Genomic DNA, 14,714 nt, shown 5'->3' on the forward strand with positions numbered 1-14,714 from the left:
TATGCCCCAATGGGGCAGATGAACGCCTGAACCCGTCTATGCGGGTGAAAGGAATAAATGGGCGGGCCGCATATAGACGCGCCTGTCGGAGAAGAACCGCGATGACGCGCGCGCAACGATTGAGTATACGGGCAGGGGGCCAAAGCGCCAGACCCTGCCGCGCGCCGTCCGATATCGCCCGTACAAGACACCTCCCCAAAAGCGCCTGTCCGCCTGGACGGGTCAGGACAACGCGTTTGGCGCGGTGCACCAAGGACACATGGCTAAGAAAATGCTTATCGATGCCACCCACGCGGAGGAAACCCGCGTTGTGGTGGTCGACGGAAACAAGGTTGAGGAATTTGACTTTGAATCCGAAAACAAACGCCAGCTTGCTGGCAACATCTATCTTGCAAAAGTAACACGGGTTGAGCCGTCGCTACAGGCGGCATTTGTGGACTACGGCGGGAACCGGCACGGGTTTCTGGCCTTCTCCGAAATCCATCCCGACTATTACCAGATCCCCGTCGCTGACCGCGAGGCGCTGATGGAGGAAGAGCGCGCCTATGCCGAGGCGATGAAGGCGCGGGATGAGGCCGAGGAAACAAAGCCCAAGAAGCGCCGGTCGCGTTCGCGCTCGAAGGCCGCTGACGTCAAGACGGACGATCCGGTTGAGACGCTGGAGGTTTCCTCAGAGCCGACCGGAATGGAAACCATCGATCTGGATGACGGTGAAGAGACGGAGGTGCCCGAAGGGACGTCTCCGATGGAAATCGTTGCCGAGACGCCGGTGGAAGAGCCTGAGGATGCCGCCGAGCCTGTCGCTGAAGAAGCTCCGACCGAAGAAGCCAAGTCCGAAGATGTAGATCAGCAGGCGGAAGCGCCAGAAGAGACTGCTGAGGTAGCGGAAGACGCGCCTGTCGAAGCAACTGATACCGACCAAGAAGAACCTTCGGATGAGGTCGAAGCCAAGTCTGACGAAGAAGAGGCGGAAGCTTCTGGCGATGAGCCCGAGGCGGATGGCGAGACAGAAAGCAAAAGCGCTGACGCGGCTTCGAAAGACGATACCATCGAGTCGGTCGCAGACGAAGACGATAGCGAGGATATCCGTCCTCCGCGCAAGCCACGCCCGCGCCGCTACAAGATTCAGGAAGTTATCAAGGTGCGTCAGGTCCTGCTGGTGCAGGTGGTCAAGGAAGAGCGCGGCAACAAGGGTGCGGCACTTACCACGTATCTGTCTTTGGCGGGTCGGTACTGCGTACTGATGCCCAATACCGCACGGGGCGGCGGAATTAGCCGCAAGATCACCAATGCCGCTGACCGGAAGAAACTGAAAGACATTGCCGCTGAAATCGACGTGCCCACGGGCGCGGGTCTGATCGTGCGCACGGCCGGAGCCAAACGGACAAAATCAGAGATCAAGCGCGACTATGAATACCTGCAACGACTGTGGGAGCAGATCCGCGAGCTGACGTTGCAATCCATTGCGCCTGCGAAAATTTATGAAGAAGGCGACCTAATCAAACGCTCGATCCGCGACTTGTATAATCGCGACATCGATGAGGTTCTGGTTGAAGGCGAGGGCGGGTATCGCATCGCCAAAGACTTCATGAAGATGATCATGCCGTCGCACGCCAAGAACGTGAAGCGATACGAAGACGCGCTGCCGCTATTCGCGCGATATCAGGTGGAAAGCTATCTGGCCGGGATGTTCAACCCGACGGTTCAGCTGAAATCCGGTGGCTATATCGTGATCGGGGTGACCGAAGCGCTGGTGGCGATCGATGTGAACTCGGGTCGGGCGACCAAAGAAGGTTCGATCGAGGAAACCGCGTTGAAGACCAATCTGGAGGCCGCCGAAGAAGTGGCGCGCCAATTGCGTCTGCGCGATCTGGCCGGTCTGATCGTGATCGATTTCATCGATATGGACGAGCGCAAAAATAACTCGGCCGTTGAGAAACGATTGAAAGACAAGCTGAAAACGGATCGTGCCCGTATTCAGGTGGGCCGGATTTCGGGCTTTGGACTGCTCGAAATGAGCCGTCAGCGTCTGCGTCCTGGAATGCTTGAGGCGACGACCCAGCCATGCCCGTCTTGCCATGGTACCGGCCTGATCCGGTCGGACGACAATATGGCACTGTCAATCCTTCGCCAGATTGAAGAGGAAGGCACTCGCCGCCGTTCGCGTGAGGTATTGGTGCGTTGCCCGGTTAGCATCGCCAACTTCCTGATGAACCAGAAACGCGAACACATCGCGCAGATCGAAGCGCGGTATGGTTTGTCGGTTCGGATCGAAGGGGACGTTCATTTGGTCAGCCCCGACTTCTCGATGGAGAAGTTCAAGACCGCGAGCCGCGTTGTTCCTGAAGCAACTGCGCCGGTGGTATCGGTTGATGCGTCGCTGATGGATATGGTCGACGCCACGGATGAGGACGAAAACGAAGAAGAAACTGCGGTTCAGACCGAGGAAGAGACTAAGCCCAAGCGTAAACGGCGTCGGCGCCGGCGCAAGAAGAGTTCGGGCAATGGTGACGCGCCGGATGGCAATGCAGACGAGTCTGACGCAGACAGTGTAACCGACTCGAGCAACGAAGCTGAGAGCGTCGATACCAAGCAGACCGAGGCTGAGGAAGATGCTGAGAAAGCGGCCAAACCGAAAAAGCGCCGGGCACCGCGTCGACGCAAAAAGGATACTGAGGCCACAGTCGAAGCAAGCGAGACGCAGACCGAAGCGGATAATGCGAACTCCGATTCGCAGAAAGAGCCGGTCAATGCTGAGGCCGCCGAGGCTGAACAGCAAGAGCCAGCCGATGAGTCTGAAAGCATCGAACCAGCCGCTGAGCCCGATAGTGCTGATGCACCATCAGAACTTGAGATCGCCGAAGCAACGTCGGCTTCTGAAGTCGATGAAGAAGTGCCAGAGGAACCTGCTGAAGCGCCTGAACCGGTTGCCGAAGAAGCCGAAGAATCGACCGTGGCAGCAGAACCCGAAGTCATTGAAGCAGCCACCCCAGAGCCGGTCTTGGAGGCAGTGGCGGACGAACCCGAGCCCGCGCCGGCCAAGCCAAAGCGCCGAGGGTGGTGGTCATTGGGACAGTAAGAAAAAGGCGGGCCAACTGGCCCGCCTTTTTCATTAGGGTGCGTTCCAAAGAATCCTCAGGCCGATTTTTGGATCACATATATCTGATGACCATCCACTGTATCTTGCGAGACAAGTGTATGGCCAGATTCGGTACAGAAATGCGGTACGTCGATAATCGCGGCAGGATCATCGGCCAGCACGCGCAGCATACCCCCCGCAGGCAAGGATTTCAGGCGCTTCCGAGCCTTCAAAACAGGCAAGGGGCACAACAATCCCAACGCATCCAGTGTTTCAATCTCATTGGTCATGGGGCTGAGATATTTCTAACGAGCGATACTGTCCAGCGCGCAACCACGAGGATGTGACCGAATGGCCTCGTGACGAAACCCGCGCGATACCATATGTGCTGAGTCATGTTCGGAATTGAGATCATAGACGCGGGCCTTCTGCCTGCCATGTTTATCGCCATGCTGGGCGGGTTGATAAGTTTTCTGTCTCCCTGCGTGCTGCCGATTGTGCCACCGTACCTCGCGTATATGAGCGGTGTGACTATCAACGAGATGCAGGATGAAGCGCGCGCGCGGCGCAAGGCGACCCTGGCGGCACTGTTTTTTGTTCTGGGTTTGTCGACCGTGTTCCTGCTGCTAGGCTTTACAGCCTCGGTCTTTGGGGCGTTTGTTCTTCAGAATCAGGTGCTTTTCGCCAAACTCTCGGGCGCTGTCGTCATTGTCTTTGGCCTGCACTTTCTGAACGTGTTCCGTATTCCTTTGTTGGATCGTGAGGCACGCGTTGATACGGGTGACTCCAGCGGATCTGTGTTCGGGGCATATATTCTGGGACTGGCCTTCGCCTTCGGTTGGACGCCGTGTATCGGCCCACAATTAGGTGCAATCTTGTCGCTGGCCGCCTCCGAAGCATCAGTCACGCGTGGCACCGTATTGCTTGGCGTATATGCGGCAGGCCTGGGCATTCCATTCTTGCTGGCTGCGATGTTCCTGAACCGCTCGATGGCGGTTATGAACCGCATCAAACCGCATATGGGCACAATCGAGAAGGTGATGGGCGGGCTGCTGCTTTTTGTTGGCATCATGCTTGTCACCGGTTTGTTCACCGAATTCAGCTGGTGGCTGCTGGAAACATTTCCGGCTTTGGCAAACCTCGGTTAACCCTCTGGCTTTAAACGCGGATGGATAGACGCCAGGTCTTACCTTGGCGTCAACGCTGCGCTAATCTTTGGCGCAGAGGGCCGGGTAATGAGCAGTCAGCAATCCAATCCGCAGGTGCGCAAACGCCGGGTGTTTTACATTCCCGGCTACGACCCGATTCATCCGCGCCGATATCGAGAGCTCTACCGCAAAGAGGGGGGCGCCCAGGCTGAGATATCGGGATACCAGATCGATATTAGCGCTAGGACGGGCGAAGGTCCCTACGGCTGGCAGGTGACTTCTCAGCAGGACGGCAGTCCTGTTGATGCAGATGTTCAGGTTCTGGTCTGGTCGGATATCGTGCGTGACAGCATGGCTCAATCGATACCGGCAACCTATCTGCAACTGGCGAGAACCGCCTGGATATATATCTCGACCGGTACGCTTTGGCGGCTGATGCAGCTGCGCAAGGGGCCCGTAATTGCGGCGCTATACCCGGTGGCAATGCTGCTGCTGCAGCTATTTGCATCGTTGTTGATTGCTTGGGGTTTAGTCTCTGTATTGAAACCACTCGTTGAGTGGTGGTCTTTGGTACCTGCTGCCGGGGTAATCTATGCTCTGATGCAATGGTTCCGAAAGATCGATAATCGACTGTTCGCTTATTACCTTATGCATGACTATGCCCACTCGGCGAAGCTATACGGCGCGTATTCGCAAGATCTGCAATCGAGGCTGCGGGAGTTTTCTGACCTGATCACCGAGACGCTGGACACAGACACGGATGAGGTGCTGGTCGTAGGTCACAGCTCTGGCGCCCATCTTGGTGTGTCAGTGTTGGCAGATGTTTTACGACGACGGGGCGGTATACAGGATAAGCCAGTCTTATCCTTTCTGACCTTGGGGCAGGTGGTGCCAATGGTTTCGTTTCTTCCGCAGGCACACACGCTTCGCGCTGATCTTAAATATCTGTCCGAACGCGCGGATATGACTTGGATCGATGTCTCTGCACCAGGGGATGGCTGCGCGTTTGCGTTGTGCGATCCGGTCGCGGTCAGCGGCGTCGCTGGCCCCAAAAAATGCGGGCCGCTGGTTCTTTCTGCGGCCTTCACCCAAACACTGTCCCACGCGCGATGGCAGCAATTGCGTTGGCGCTTTTTTCGCCTGCACTTTCAATATCTTTGTGCGTTCGATCAACCTGGACTTTATGACTATTTCCGCATCACCGCAGGTCCTGAAACATTGAAACAGCGGTTTGAAAGGCGCGCCCCATCACGATCGCGCATTGAGCGGGCTGTTTCGAAATACATCGCGGTGGAAGCATGACGCCCCCAAAGCCCGAAGCACGACCAGATAAGGTCTCGCTGTGGCGGTATCTACGTCTGTTTCGGCAAGACTTGCTGTCTGCTCAGCCCCAGCGTCTATATCGAGCGTGGATGGCTGAATTCCGAACGCCGTTCTTTCGCTCGTATTTAGTCAACCAACCCGATCTGATCCGCGCAGTTCTGAAAGAGCGCCCGGATGCGTTTCCAAAATCAAATCGCATCAGCGAAGGCTTACGCCCCTTATTGGGCCGGTCCGTGTTCCTGACCAATGGCGAAGTCTGGAAACGGCAGCGCAGGATCATTGATCCCGCCTTTGAAGGCGGACGTTTGAAAGATACGTTTCCCGCAATGTTAAATGCGGCGCAGGCTTGTGCGGATCGGCTTTCTGGCAGGGTTGGGCAGAAGGTGGAATGTGAAGAAATCACAAGCCATGTCGCGGCGGATGTGATTTTCCGCACTCTGTTTTCGGTTCCTATCGAACATGAGGTTGCCGCGCAGGTCTTCGATAAATTCAGAATCTATCAGCGCGAACAGCCCTTGCTGAACCTGGCCGCCTTCTTGCCCGTTCCAAGCTGGATGCCCCGTTTTCATTCTCGCAAAACCCGCCAAACGGCCCGCGAGATCCGGGATCTGATCAGCCGATTGACGGATGAACGCGCCAAGGCGATAGCAAACGGGTCAGCCCCCGATGATCTGGCCACCAAGATCATGACGACAACAGACCCGGAAACCGGAGACCGGTTCGATGCGCAGGAAATGGTTGATCAGGTCGCCATCTTCTTTTTGGCGGGGCACGAGACCAGCGCATCGGCACTGGCCTGGACGCTCTATTTGATGGCACTGTATCCGGACTGGCAGGATAAACTGGCTGAAGAAGCGCAGGCCCTGGACACGCCTGATTTTTCCACCATGTCCCAATTGAAACTCAGCCGCGATGTATTTCGCGAAGCTCTACGTCTGTATCCACCAGTTCCGATGATGGTGCGCGAGGCGACATGCCCAAAACGCTTCCGTGATCGGGATGTTCCGCAGGGCTCTCAGATCGTTGTGAGCCCCTGGCATTTGCATCGACATGAGCGGCTTTGGGACAGGCCGGACGATTTCGATCCCACACGATGGACGACGGAGAACGGAAAGAAATGCCAGCGCGAGGCCTATATTCCGTTTTCGGCTGGCCCCCGTGTCTGCACGGGTGCGGGGTTTGCGATGGTCGAAGGGCCTTTGATCTTGTCAATGCTGTTGCGCCGTTATCGATTCGAAACAATTCACGGCGAAACGCCGGTACCGGTCGCGCATTTGACCGTCAGATCGAAAGACGGAATTTGGTTGCGCTTGGTTGAGCGCTAACAAACTACCATCGCTCTTCGGCATGCTGTATGCGGATTGAAAATGCGGAATCATATTGAACGGGATTGAGTTATGTCGAAAGCAGAACAGCGCGCGCAGATGTCCGAAGGCGCAGGATTTATCGCAGCACTGGACCAAAGCGGCGGTTCAACCCCCAAAGCGCTGGCTTTGTATGGCGTTGAAGCATCGGATTACGGATCAGACGAAGAGATGTTCGGCGAGATTCAGAAGATGCGCGCGCGGATCATACTGGCTGACGATTTCACCAAGGATAAAGTGATTGGCGCGATCCTGTTCGAACGGACCTTGGGCGAAGAAATCGACGGCAAGAAGGTCGCGGATTATCTGTGGTCCGAAAAAGGCATCGTGCCGTTTCTGAAAATCGACAAAGGACTTGAGGATCAGGCCAACGGTGTTCAGATGATGAAGCCAATTCCGGGGCTGGCTGAAACGCTGTCCAAGGCGGATGGGGTTTTTGGCACCAAGGAACGTTCAGTTATCCACGAAGCCAATGCTCAGGGCATTGCCGACGTTGTCGCGCAGCAGTTCCAGGTCGCACGCGTGGTCACTGATGCGGGAATGGTCCCAATTGTCGAGCCTGAGGTAAACATCCACTCGGAAACCAAGGCCGAGGCTGAGGACATTCTGAAATCAGAAATTCTGAAGAATCTGGATCAATTGGTCGAGGGTCAGGAAGTGATGCTGAAGCTGACCATCCCCAGCCAGGCCAACCTTTATGATGAGGTGGCGGATCACCCGCGCGTCCTGCGTGTTGTGGCGCTGTCCGGCGGATACTCGACCGAGCAGGCCTGCGACCTGCTTGGCCAAAACAGCAAGATGATCGCCTCGTTTTCGCGCGCACTGACCGAAGGGCTGTCCAAACAGCAATCTGACGCAGAATTCAACGCAGCGCTCGGCGGGAATATCGACAATATCTTCCGCGCCTCGATCTGATCGTGGGGTAATCTATTCGGGCTTGATGAAATCGCGGCGCATCTGCGCCGCTTTTTCGCGCATGACACATCCGTTGGCGTGATCATTGATCAACCCCATGGCCTGCATAAAGGCAAAGATCGTGGTGGGGCCTACGAATTTCCAACCACGTTTTTTCAGATCTTTCGACATCGCAATGGATTCTGCCGATGTGGAAGCGCTTTGCGGGGCGGGTGGCGCCGTAGGCTCGTACCTCCAGACATAAGCGGCCAATGATCCTTCGGATGCGATTAGGTCCTGCACGCGGCAGGCATTGTTGATAACGGCTTCAATCTTGCCGCGGTGTCGCACGATGCCTTTGTCGTTCAGAAGTCGATTGATATCTGCATCAGAAAATTCTGCTATCTTGTTGAAATCAAAGTTTCTAAACGCTGCCCTGAAATTCTCGCGTTTTGACAGAATGGTGCGCCAACTCAGGCCCGACTGAAAGCTCTCGAGGCAAAGTTTCTCAAACAATCGTCTGTCATCGGAAACCGGATATCCCCATTCGTTATCATGATAGTCAAAGAATTCGGGGGCGGCGTTGCACCACGAACACCGAGGTTTTCCATCTGGGCCCGTTGCCAAATCGTTCATGAATGTACCCTTTTTGTTCTCCGCGAGAATAAGCGACGCGATTGTTTGAAATCAAGTACTCAATCGGTTTGACGATACCAATTCAGAATGAAGACACGAATGGCCGAAGCCAGTCCGGTTTCCGGGTCGCGCTCTGCATCAATATTTGCCGCCAGGACATTGATTGGGATATCTTTTTTCCGCGCGATGTCACGGAAGGCTTGCCAGAACTCATCCTCAAGCGAAACGGATGTTCGATGACCTTGCAAGGTCAGGGAGCGTTTGACAGGACGTCCACTCATTCGTCGACCTTGTGACCGTCAAGGTCCCGGCGCTGCCGGTCTTGCTGCAGCTTTACAACGGTCCTGTCGGCTTTGGATTGCCCGTGTTTCGCAGCGTTTGCATCCGCGCGGGCCTTTTTTTCAGCCCGCGCTTTTTCTTTTCGAAACCGGTTCAGGTTAACCGGTTTACCCATCAGTCCTTGGGTCCAATCATATGCTCGGGCCGCACAACCGCATCAAACGTCGCCTCATCCACAAAGCCCAACGCAATCGCTTCTTCCTTAAGTGTTGTGCCGTTCTTGTGTGCTGTTTTGGCGACGGTCGTGGCGTTGTCATACCCGATTGTCGGTGCCAGAGCAGTCACCAGCATCAGGGATTCCTTCATCAGCTTGTCGATGCGTGGCTCGTTGGCTTTGATGCCCAACAGCATCCGCTCGGTAAAGCTGTCGGCTGCATCGCCGAGCAGCTGGATCGACTGCAGCAGGTTATAGGACATCATCGGGTTGTAGACGTTCAACTGGAAATGGCCCTGCGAGCCTGCAAACTTCATTGCTGCGTCGTTGCCCATCACATGTGCGGCCACCTGAGTCAGCGCCTCGGCCTGTGTCGGGTTCACCTTTCCGGGCATGATGGAGGAACCGGGCTCGTTTTCGGGCAGGATAAGCTCACCCAATCCTGAGCGGGGCCCCGAACCCAACAGACGGATATCGTTGGCAATCTTGTAGCAGGAACCGGCGATCGTGGCCAACGCGCCCGACAGGAAGACCATGGCATCATGTGCAGCCAGAGCTTCGAATTTGTTCGGCGCGGTCACAAAGGGCAGGCTGGTGATATCGGCCATATTCTTGGCGACAGCCTCATCCCAGCCGCCATGCGTGTTCAAACCGGTACCCACAGCAGTACCGCCTTGAGCCAGTTCATAGATACCGGGCATTGCAGCTTCTACACGCGCAATGCCCTGACGAATTTGATGCGCATACCCGCCGAATTCCTGTTCCAACGTCAACGGCGTGGCATCCTGCGTATGGGTGCGGCCGATCTTGATGATACCGGCAAACTCTTTTGCCTTGGCTTCCAGCGCCGAGGCGAACTTCTCAAGCCCGGGCATCAACACATCGCGCACACTCATCGCTGTGGCGATGTGCATCGCGGTGGGGAAAGTATCGTTCGAGGATTGACCCATATTGCAGTGATCATTCGGGTGAACGGGATCTTTCGAGCCAATCTCGCCACCCATAATCTCAATCGCGCGGTTCGCAATGACCTCGTTCGAGTTCATGTTGGATTGCGTGCCCGAGCCGGTTTGCCATACGACCAGAGGAAAGTTGTCGTCAAACTTGCCTTCGAACACTTCACCGGCCGCTTGTATGATCGCGTCGGCGATCTTGGCGTCCAGCTTGCCGATGGCCTTGTTTTCAATTGCACAGGCCTTTTTGATCACACCCAGCGCGCGCACGATGGCGACGGGCTGCTTTTCCCAGCCGATGGGGAAGTTCATGATCGAACGCTGCGTTTGCGCGCCCCAGTACTTATCGGCAGGCACCTCAAGCGGGCCAAAGCTGTCGGATTCAGTGCGGGTTTGAGACATCGGTCGCTCCGGTCTGGTATGCAGTCGTATGCCGTTTACCCGCAGCAAGGCTGTGGCGCAATCGGCCAGTTGAGCGCACCTTAAACTTGGGCCGCGCAAAGGTATAGACGCGGCACAGCTACAAATAATTTCTGTTAGCGAAAACAGTGCCATTGTACGTCGGCGGGCTAAAGTTAAGATGGGACAATAACCCTGACGGAGGCAACCATGCGCGTGTCACTTCTCAAAAGCCCTTTGTATACGCTTGCGTTATTGTTTGCCGCGAGTTTTTGGCTGGCAGTATTTGTGCAACACGCTCAGGCGACGGGAATCGAGCCGTTCGTGGGCGACTATACCGGTTCGGCCGACGTTGTTGATGCGGATGGTACGGCGACCCCTCGGGATATGAGCGTTTCGATACAGGAAATTAAAGGGGGCTTCAACGTGAGTTGGACCACCACGACTTACAAAGCCGACGGTCGCATCAAGGATGAGAAATACTCGGTTGATTTTCAAAGCTCGGATCGGCCCGATGTTTATTCTGCGGCCATGAAGCGTAATGTGTTTGGCCATGAGGTGCCGCTTGACCCGATGAAAGGGGAACCCTTTGTTTGGGGGCGGATCGAAGGAGATACTCTGACGGTGTTTTCGTTGTTCATAGCCGAAAACGGTGGCTATGAGCTTCAGCAATTTGACCGGACACTAGCTGATGGTGGGCTCGACCTGTCATTTTCCCGGTTTCGCGATGGGATTAAGTCGCGCTCGGTCGAGACATTCCTTCGAAAAGAATAAACCCCGCATCAAGCGGGGTTTTCTGGGTCATTTCCGGAAGCTGTCCAGCGAGACCACATCCGCATCATGCTGAGGTTCCGTCTCTTCGGCCTCAAGCTCAATCGGGGCTTCTTCCGTCACATGGATCTCTTCGTCCTCGTCTTCTGGGCTTTCAAAGCGCAAGCCAAACTCAACCGAAGGATCCACGAAGGTCTTGATCGCCAGATAGGGGATGTAAAGGGGTTCCGGCGCATCCCCGAAATTCAGCGTAATCGAAAAGCCATCGTCACCGACTTCGAGGTTTTCGAACCAGTGCTGCATGACAATCGTCATCTCGCCTGGATAGCGCTCACGCAGCCAATCGGCCAACTCAACGCCCTCATGCCGTGTATCAAAAGTGATAAAGAAATGATGCGAACCGGGCAGGCCGGTTTCGGACACGTCGGTCAGGACGGTCTTGATCAGGCCTCGCATGGCCGTGTGCATCAGATTCCCGTAGTCGATGTCTTGCGACATGGTTGATCCTCGAAAGTGGTTAATCCCAGCATAGTTCATTCGGACGGAAACGAAAGGCTGTGCTGGGCTGTATTGATTACAAAATCTGCATGCCTAGTCCGGCCAGAACCATGATACCAAGTGTGGTTGCTAAACCGGATTTCATACGGAAAATCAACAGGCCAGCCAGAACGGTCAGCACAAGTGCGCTGAATTCAAGCGACGAAAGATCGGGTAGGGGGAGAGAAACTGGTCCCCAATGCCACCCCGGAATTGAGGTGAACAAGACGTTTAGCCCGAACCACACGGAGAGGTTGAGAATCACTCCGACGACCGCAGCTGTGATTCCGTGCATCGCGGCCTCAAGACGCGGACGCTCGGCGATTCTATCCAGATGCGGGGCTACAAGAAAAATCCACAGAAAACACGGTACAAACGTCGCCCATAAAGCGACAATGCCCGCCGCAAACGCCAGCGAGGCGCCTCCGGCAATCTGACCGCTAAGCATGGCCACAAACTGAGTCACCAGAATCAGCGGCCCGGGCGTCGTTTCGGCCAGCCCCAGCGCGTCGATCATCTGGTCCGTGCTGATCCATTGGTAGGTCTCGACCACAGTCTGGGTCATATAGGCCAGCACCGCATAGGCCCCGCCAAAGGTAACAACCGCGAGCCGGGCAAAGAACCAACCCAGATCGCTGAGCAGTTCCTGACCCGTCAGAGACAGCACGAACAACGGCCCCAGCCAAAGAACAAGCCAGAAAACCGCAGTGCGAACGGGATTGGCAAGCGTTGGGCTGGTTTGAACGGCGGCTGGTGCATGGTCCTTCGAAGTGGCGAACCCCCAAACGGCGGCGCACAGGATGATCAGCGGGAAGGGCAGGTTGAAGACAAAAATCCCTAAAAAGGCGAGGCCCGCGATCATCCGATGCTCAACATCTGTCAGCGCTTTTTTCGATAGGTTCCGTAGCGCCTGAAGGACGATGATGATCACGGTGGCCTTGATGCCCAGAAACCCGGCCTGAACCAAAGGCAATGTGCCATAGGCCGCATAGAGCAAAACCAACAGCGCGATCACCAGAGCCCCCGGCAGCACAAACAAGCTGCCCGCGATCAACCCTCCGGCTACGCCGCGCAGCCGCCAGCCAGCATAAGTGGCAAGCTGCATGGCTTCGGGACCCGGCAACAGCATGCACAGCGAAAGCGCGCGTAGATAGGTCTGTTCGTCCAACCAGGGGCGCTTTTCGACCAGTTCCTGATGCATGAGTGAGATTTGGGCGGCGGGGCCGCCAAATGACAAAAGCCCGATGCGCCCAAACACCCTGATCAACTCTTGATATGAAGGGGTCATCTGCCGTGACCCGCGGGCCAATCATGCGTCTCGCTAGAGCCATCGCGCGCCCAGCGATAGAGTGCATCATAGATGTGCATTCCAGCCTGCAATTGTTGTTGGTCATCCCGATACTGGCGCGACAAGCCGACCGAAAGGGCCAGCACCCCGGCGGCCTCAGGCGCCAGATCGTGCCTGTTTGTATCGGCGGCACGTATGATCGTCGCCATGCGGTCCAGAGGCTCAGATCGAAGCTTGAAGTCATCCAGCATCGTATCAAAGGTGCAATTGTCGCCGCGATGGCTCCAATCAGTTCCTTCAACATCAAAGGGTGTGGCACCGAAGTGCTCGGCAACCCCCTGAATTTCATCCGGTGCTACAAACAGGAACCGAGCGCGCCTGTCGACAAACCTGCGGATCAGCCAGGGGCACGCGATGCGATCAATCTTGGGGCGGTGCCGCGTCACCCAGACCGTGTTGCCTTTTGCAACTGCAGGAAGGGCAGGCACAGGCACGACCATTGCGCCCGGCATAGCGCGCCAGGCGAACATTCCACCTTCCAGAAATTCTGCCACCACCCCCTTAGCCTGCAGCCATGAAACAACGCCCTGACTCAGCTTTTTGCCTTTCTGGCAAATTACAACGCAAGAATGATCGCCGGTATGATTTCTTATGCCATCAACATTTTGATATGGCATTCGGAATGCGCCGGGTATGAGGGAGGGATCATCGTCGAAATCCCCATCTGTGCGCACATCAAACAGGATAGGAGCCTGAGGCGTACCGATCAGGCGCAAGAGTTGTCGGGGTGTAATTGCATTGGGGGCAGCCATTGCATGTTTCCTTATTGCTTTGGATACATGCGAACTTGGGCTGCCGCCTCACGGGGTGTTCGCAAGCTTACCCCTTGATCCTCTGCTAGCGCGCAAATGCGGGATGGGTCAAGCTTGCGGTCAAGTTTATCAGGCCCAGTCCAACCTTTGCCCGGTCATGCAAACCGGAAGGGTATCCTGTGGGAACTGCCCCAGTTGTTCAAAAAGTGTAATGAAATCAAACTGATTATAGGCCTCGACCATCTTGTCCCCTTTGAAGCGCGCCATGACTTGTCCGGTAACTTCAAGCGGGGCACCGTTATCGGCCCGGAAGGTGCGGACATGCAGAATACCAGAGACCCAATCACCATTTTCGATGATCTTCGGCAGTTCGACTGTGATCTCGCCCAGAACATGACGAAACGCCATGACCAGATCGCGAAAGTCGTCCGCGCCAACCTGCATTTCGGGTATCAACCCTTCGGCCATCGTATCCGGGGCAAAAAACTGATCGATTGCATCGGTATTGCCTTGTTCCCAGACCTCTGAATACCACGCCCTAAGCCTGTCAGAATTCGTCATCTCAGCCCTCCTGTCGCTTGTTCAGGAAGATGGATCAGAGAAATGAATAAACCCTGAATCCCAGGTGAGTTATGGGCATGGAGCAGACATAATCGGTAAAATGCAGGTTTCTGTTGCCAGGTACCTGCGAACCCCGCCTTACGCGGCTAGGCGCAAGGGCTTAAGTTTCGGTCTTGCTACTGCTTACGCAGCAACTGCAACCGGAGCACGATTGTCGTTTGCAATTGTACTAGTTTCGCCGGTAACGGTGGCAGACAGCCGAGACAAAGCTAACCCCTTTAGACGTTCGTCGATCCTATTTCGGCCCCATGATCCTCAAACGAAGGATGTTGGTGGAGCCGCCGGGTACCGCCCCCGGGTCCGATCCGCTTATTACGAGCGCGTTTATGTCCATAGTCCCGAAGGACCCCTCATATATAGGTTAGGACGTGGTCGGATGCAAACCCGGAATGCTAA

The 14,714-nt window shown here is 55.7% G+C and carries 15 protein-coding genes and 1 other RNA gene; 6 read left to right on the top strand and 10 right to left on the bottom strand.

What is annotated here, in order from left to right:
* Window positions 1-259 precede the first annotated feature (259 nt).
* Window positions 260-3,079, top strand: a complete 2,820-nt coding sequence (locus tag ACRZ9U_RS00945) for an Rne/Rng family ribonuclease (protein ID WP_170405581.1) — start codon at window positions 260-262, stop codon at window positions 3,077-3,079.
* 56 nt (window positions 3,080-3,135) lie between these two features.
* On the opposite strand, the gene ACRZ9U_RS00950 is transcribed toward ACRZ9U_RS00945, so the two are convergent.
* Window positions 3,136-3,369, bottom strand: a complete 234-nt coding sequence (locus tag ACRZ9U_RS00950; protein ID WP_170393161.1) for a sulfurtransferase TusA family protein — start codon at window positions 3,367-3,369, stop codon at window positions 3,136-3,138.
* A 105-nt stretch (window positions 3,370-3,474) separates the two neighbouring features.
* On the opposite strand from ACRZ9U_RS00950, the gene ACRZ9U_RS00955 reads away from it, so the two are divergent.
* From ACRZ9U_RS00955 to ACRZ9U_RS00970, 4 genes are all read left to right on the top strand, one after another.
* Window positions 3,475-4,227 (top strand): cytochrome c biogenesis CcdA family protein, encoded by a 753-nt coding sequence (locus ACRZ9U_RS00955; protein ID WP_170393160.1) that lies wholly within the window; start codon window positions 3,475-3,477, stop codon window positions 4,225-4,227.
* Window positions 4,228-4,314: 87 nt separating this feature from the next.
* Window positions 4,315-5,529, top strand: a complete 1,215-nt coding sequence (locus ACRZ9U_RS00960; RefSeq protein WP_170405583.1) for a hypothetical protein — start codon at window positions 4,315-4,317, stop codon at window positions 5,527-5,529.
* Window positions 5,526-6,875 carry a cytochrome P450 gene (locus ACRZ9U_RS00965; protein ID WP_170405585.1) on the top strand — a complete coding sequence of 450 codons (1,350 nt, stop codon included), beginning with the start codon at window positions 5,526-5,528 and terminating at the stop codon, window positions 6,873-6,875. Before ACRZ9U_RS00960 ends, ACRZ9U_RS00965 begins: the two co-directional genes overlap by 4 nt.
* A gap of 72 nt (window positions 6,876-6,947) precedes the next feature.
* Window positions 6,948-7,829 (top strand): fructose bisphosphate aldolase, encoded by an 882-nt coding sequence (locus ACRZ9U_RS00970; RefSeq protein ID WP_170405587.1) that lies wholly within the window; start codon window positions 6,948-6,950, stop codon window positions 7,827-7,829.
* Window positions 7,830-7,841: 12 nt separating this feature from the next.
* Here ACRZ9U_RS00970 and ACRZ9U_RS00975 read toward each other — a convergent pair whose 3' ends face one another.
* From ACRZ9U_RS00975 to fumC, 4 genes are read right to left on the bottom strand one after another with little or no spacing between them, the layout of a single operon-like run.
* Window positions 7,842-8,444, bottom strand: a complete 603-nt coding sequence (locus ACRZ9U_RS00975) for a DNA-3-methyladenine glycosylase I (RefSeq protein ID WP_170405589.1) — start codon at window positions 8,442-8,444, stop codon at window positions 7,842-7,844.
* A gap of 59 nt (window positions 8,445-8,503) precedes the next feature.
* The gene (locus ACRZ9U_RS00980) at window positions 8,504-8,725 is read right to left on the bottom strand and encodes a ribbon-helix-helix domain-containing protein (protein WP_170405591.1); all 222 of its coding nucleotides are present in this window, start codon (window positions 8,723-8,725) and stop codon (window positions 8,504-8,506) included.
* Window positions 8,722-8,898, bottom strand: a complete 177-nt coding sequence (locus tag ACRZ9U_RS00985; RefSeq protein WP_170393154.1) for a DUF4169 family protein — start codon at window positions 8,896-8,898, stop codon at window positions 8,722-8,724. The genes ACRZ9U_RS00980 and ACRZ9U_RS00985 overlap by 4 nt, the downstream gene beginning before the upstream one ends.
* Complete coding sequence (gene fumC, locus ACRZ9U_RS00990) at window positions 8,898-10,292, bottom strand: class II fumarate hydratase (protein WP_170405593.1); 1,395 nt, start codon at window positions 10,290-10,292, stop codon at window positions 8,898-8,900. The genes ACRZ9U_RS00985 and fumC overlap by 1 nt, the downstream gene beginning before the upstream one ends.
* A gap of 207 nt (window positions 10,293-10,499) precedes the next feature.
* Here fumC and ACRZ9U_RS00995 point away from each other — a divergent pair, with 207 nt between their 5' ends.
* Window positions 10,500-11,063 (top strand): hypothetical protein, encoded by a 564-nt coding sequence (locus ACRZ9U_RS00995; protein WP_170405595.1) that lies wholly within the window; start codon window positions 10,500-10,502, stop codon window positions 11,061-11,063.
* A 27-nt stretch (window positions 11,064-11,090) separates the two neighbouring features.
* Here the strand turns inward: ACRZ9U_RS00995 and ACRZ9U_RS01000 are convergent, their stop codons facing one another.
* From ACRZ9U_RS01000 to ssrA, 5 genes are all read right to left on the bottom strand, one after another.
* Window positions 11,091-11,558 (bottom strand): ClpXP protease specificity-enhancing factor SspB, encoded by a 468-nt coding sequence (locus ACRZ9U_RS01000; RefSeq protein ID WP_170405597.1) that lies wholly within the window; start codon window positions 11,556-11,558, stop codon window positions 11,091-11,093.
* A 76-nt stretch (window positions 11,559-11,634) separates the two neighbouring features.
* The gene (gene chrA, locus ACRZ9U_RS01005; protein ID WP_170405600.1) at window positions 11,635-12,885 is read right to left on the bottom strand and encodes a chromate efflux transporter; all 1,251 of its coding nucleotides are present in this window, start codon (window positions 12,883-12,885) and stop codon (window positions 11,635-11,637) included.
* Complete coding sequence (locus ACRZ9U_RS01010; protein ID WP_170405601.1) at window positions 12,882-13,697, bottom strand: sulfurtransferase/chromate resistance protein; 816 nt, start codon at window positions 13,695-13,697, stop codon at window positions 12,882-12,884. The genes chrA and ACRZ9U_RS01010 overlap by 4 nt, the downstream gene beginning before the upstream one ends.
* 129 nt (window positions 13,698-13,826) lie before the next feature.
* The gene (locus tag ACRZ9U_RS01015) at window positions 13,827-14,258 is read right to left on the bottom strand and encodes an ester cyclase (RefSeq protein WP_170393148.1); all 432 of its coding nucleotides are present in this window, start codon (window positions 14,256-14,258) and stop codon (window positions 13,827-13,829) included.
* 99 nt (window positions 14,259-14,357) lie between these two features.
* Window positions 14,358-14,704: a transfer-messenger RNA gene (gene ssrA / locus ACRZ9U_RS01020) on the bottom strand.
* Between the last annotated feature and the right edge of the window lie 10 nt (window positions 14,705-14,714).

Source organism: Ruegeria sp. D7 (assembly GCF_056534355.1).